General features: G+C 56.7%; 2 rRNA genes. Both read left to right on the plus strand.

Going from position 1 to position 3,343, the window contains the following annotated elements:
* Nucleotides 1-32: 32 nt before the first annotated feature.
* Nucleotides 33-3,140: ribosomal RNA gene (locus tag ABZ573_RS32405) — 23S ribosomal RNA — on the plus strand.
* Nucleotides 3,141-3,224: 84 nt separating this feature from the next.
* A 5S ribosomal RNA gene (gene rrf, locus ABZ573_RS32410) occupies nucleotides 3,225-3,341 on the plus strand.
* The last annotated feature ends 2 nt before the right edge of the window (nucleotides 3,342-3,343 follow it).

Consider the following 3,343-nt stretch of genomic DNA (forward strand, 5'->3'; position numbering starts at 1 on the left):
GAGAATTGCACAGTGGACGCGAGCATCTTTGTGGTCAAGTTGTCAAGGGCGAACGGTGAATGCCTTGGCACCAGGAGCCGATGAAGGACGTGGGAGGCCGCGATAGGCCTGGGGGAGCTGTCAACCAAGCTGTGATCCCAGGGTGTCCGAATGGGGAAACCTGGCTGGAGTCATGTCCAGTCACCCACACCTGAACACATAGGGTGTGTGGGGGGAACGCGGGGAAGTGAAACATCTCAGTACCCGTAGGAAGAGAAAACAATTTAGTGATTCCGTGAGTAGTGGCGAGCGAAAGCGGATTGAGGCTAAACCGGTTGCGTGTGATACCTGTCAGGGGTTGCGTGGTCGGGGTTGTGGGACCCTGCTGAACAAGCTGACACTTGTTCGAGAAGTTACAAAGTCAGTGGCTAGTCGAACAGTCTGGAATGGCTGACCGTAGACGGTGAGAGTCCGGTAGGTGAAAGTTGCTGACCTTCTGTGGGTGTTCCCGAGTAGCGGCGGACCCCTGAAATCTGCCGTGAATCTGCCAGGACCACCTGGTAAGCCTAAATACTTCCTGGTGACCGATAGCGGACGAGTACCGTGAGGGAATGGTGAAAAGTACCCCGGGAGGGGAGTGAAATAGTACCTGAAACCGTTCGCCTACAATCCGTCGGAGCCTTGCGGGGTGACGGCGTGCCTTTTGAAGAATGAGCCTGCGAGTTAGTGGCATGTGGCGAGGTTAACCCGTGTGGGGGAGCCGTAGCGAAAGCGAGTCTGAATAGGGCGTTCAGTCGCGTGTCCTAGACCCGAAGCGGAGTGATCTAGCCATGGGCAGGCTGAAGCGCGGGTAAGACCGCGTGGAGGGCCGAACCCACCAACGTTGAAAAGTTGGGGGATGACCTGTGGTTAGGGGTGAAAGGCCAATCAAACTCCGTGATAGCTGGTTCTCCCCGAAATGCATTTAGGTGCAGCGTCGCGTGTTTCTTGCCGGAGGTAGAGCACTGGATGGTCTAGGGGGCCCACAAGCTTACCGAAATCAGCCAAACTCCGAATGCCGGTAAGTGAGAGCGCGGCAGTGAGACTGCGGGGGATAAGCTTCGTAGTCGAGAGGGAAACAGCCCAGATCACCAGCTAAGGCCCCTAAGCGTGTGCTAAGTGGAAAAGGATGTGGGGTCGCATAGACAACCAGGAGGTTGGCTTAGAAGCAGCCACCCTTTAAAGAGTGCGTAATAGCTCACTGGTCAAGTGGTTCCGCGCCGACAATGTAGCGGGGCTCAAGCACACCGCCGAAGCTGTGGCATTCACATTTTTACCTCGCTTGGACTTGATTCCTTGTGCAGGTGTGTGGATGGGTAGGGGAGCGTCGTGCCGGGGGTGAAGCAGCGGGGTGACCCAGTTGTGGACGCGGCACGAGTGAGAATGCAGGCATGAGTAGCGAAAGAAGGGTGAGAAACCCTTCCGCCGGATGACCAAGGGTTCCAGGGCCAGGCTAATCCGCCCTGGGTGAGTCGGGACCTAAGGCGAGGCCGAGAGGCGTAGTCGATGGACAACGGGTTGATATTCCCGTACCCGCGAAAGAGCGTCCCTGATGAACCTCGTTGTGCTAACCACCCGAACCTGGGGAGGTCTTCGGACCGAACTGGGGGAGCGTGGGAACCTGGCGGGTAGTAGTCAAGCGATGGGGTGACGCAGGAAGGTAGCTGAGCCCGGCCGGTGGTTGTGCCGGGGTAAGCGTGTAGGCCGGTGTGTAGGCAAATCCGCACACCATTAGGGCTGAGACGTGATGCCGAGCCGATTCAGGTGAAGTCAGTGATCCTATGCTGCCGAGAAAAGCCTCTAGCGAGTTCTTAGCGGCCCGTACCCCAAACCGACACAGGTGGTCAGGTAGAGAATACCGAGGCGATCGGGCGAACTGTGGTTAAGGAACTCGGCAAATTGCCCCCGTAACTTAGGGAGAAGGGGGGCCGGAGACGTGAAGCCCCGCGCGGGTGGAGCGTTGTATGGCCGCAGAGAGCAGGGGGAAGCGACTGTTTACTAAAAACACAGGTCCATGCGAAGAAGTAATTCGATGTATATGGACTGACGCCTGCCCGGTGCTGGAACGTTAAGGGGACCTGTTAGCTCTTTGGGGCGAAGCGGAGAACTTAAGCGCCAGTAAACGGCGGTGGTAACTATAACCATCCTAAGGTAGCGAAATTCCTTGTCGGGTAAGTTCCGACCTGCACGAATGGCGTAACGACTTCCCCACTGTCTCAACCACAGGCCCGGCGAAATTGCATTACGAGTAAAGATGCTCGTTACGCGCGGCAGGACGGAAAGACCCCGGGACCTTTACTATAGCTTGACATTGGTATCCGAATTAGCTTGTGTAGGATAGGTGGGAGCCGGTGAAGTCCATACGCCAGTATGGGTGGAGGCAATCTTGAAATACCACTCTGGTTGATTTGGGTATCTAACTTCGGACCGTTATCCGGTTCAGGGACAGTGTCTGGTGGGTAGTTTAACTGGGGCGGTTGCCTCCTAAAGGGTAACGGAGGCGCCCAAAGGTTCCCTCAGCCTGGTTGGCAATCAGGTGTTGAGTGCAAGTACACAAGGGAGCTTGACTGTGAGACTGACAGGTCGAGCAGGGACGAAAGTCGGGACTAGTGATCCGGCACTTGCGAGTGGAAGCGGTGTCGCTCAACGGATAAAAGGTACCCCGGGGATAACAGGCTGATCTTCCCCAAGAGTCCATATCGACGGGATGGTTTGGCACCTCGATGTCGGCTCGTCGCATCCTGGGGCTGTAGCAGGTCCCAAGGGTTGGGCTGTTCGCCCATTAAAGCGGTACGCGAGCTGGGTTTAGAACGTCGTGAGACAGTTCGGTCCCTATCCGCCGTGCGCGTAGGATACTTGAGAAGGGCTGTCCCTAGTACGAGAGGACCGGGACGGACGAACCTCTGGTGTGCCAGTTGTCCCGCCAGGGGCACGGCTGGTTAGCTACGTTCGGAAGGGATAACCGCTGAAAGCATCTAAGCGGGAAGCTCGCTTCAAGATGAGGTATCCCACCCACTTTGTGGGGTAAGGCCCCCAGCTAGACGACTGGGTTGATAGGCCGGAAATGTAAGCCCGGTAACGGGTTCAGTTGACCGGTACTAATAGGCCGAGGACTTGACTACTAAGCTGCTACGCGTCCACTGTGCAACTCTCGATAAACGAACAACAGACCATGTGGTTGGTGTTGTTTGATATGTCGATAGAGTTACGGCGGTCATGGCGGAGGGGAAACGCCCGGTTACATTCCGAACCCGGAAGCTAAGCCCTCCAGCGCCGATGGTACTGCACTCGGGAGGGTGTGGGAGAGTAGGACACCGCCGGACAA

Source organism: Micromonospora sp. NPDC007220, from assembly GCF_040634035.1.
Taxonomy (GTDB): domain Bacteria; phylum Actinomycetota; class Actinomycetes; order Mycobacteriales; family Micromonosporaceae; genus Micromonospora; species Micromonospora reichwaldensis.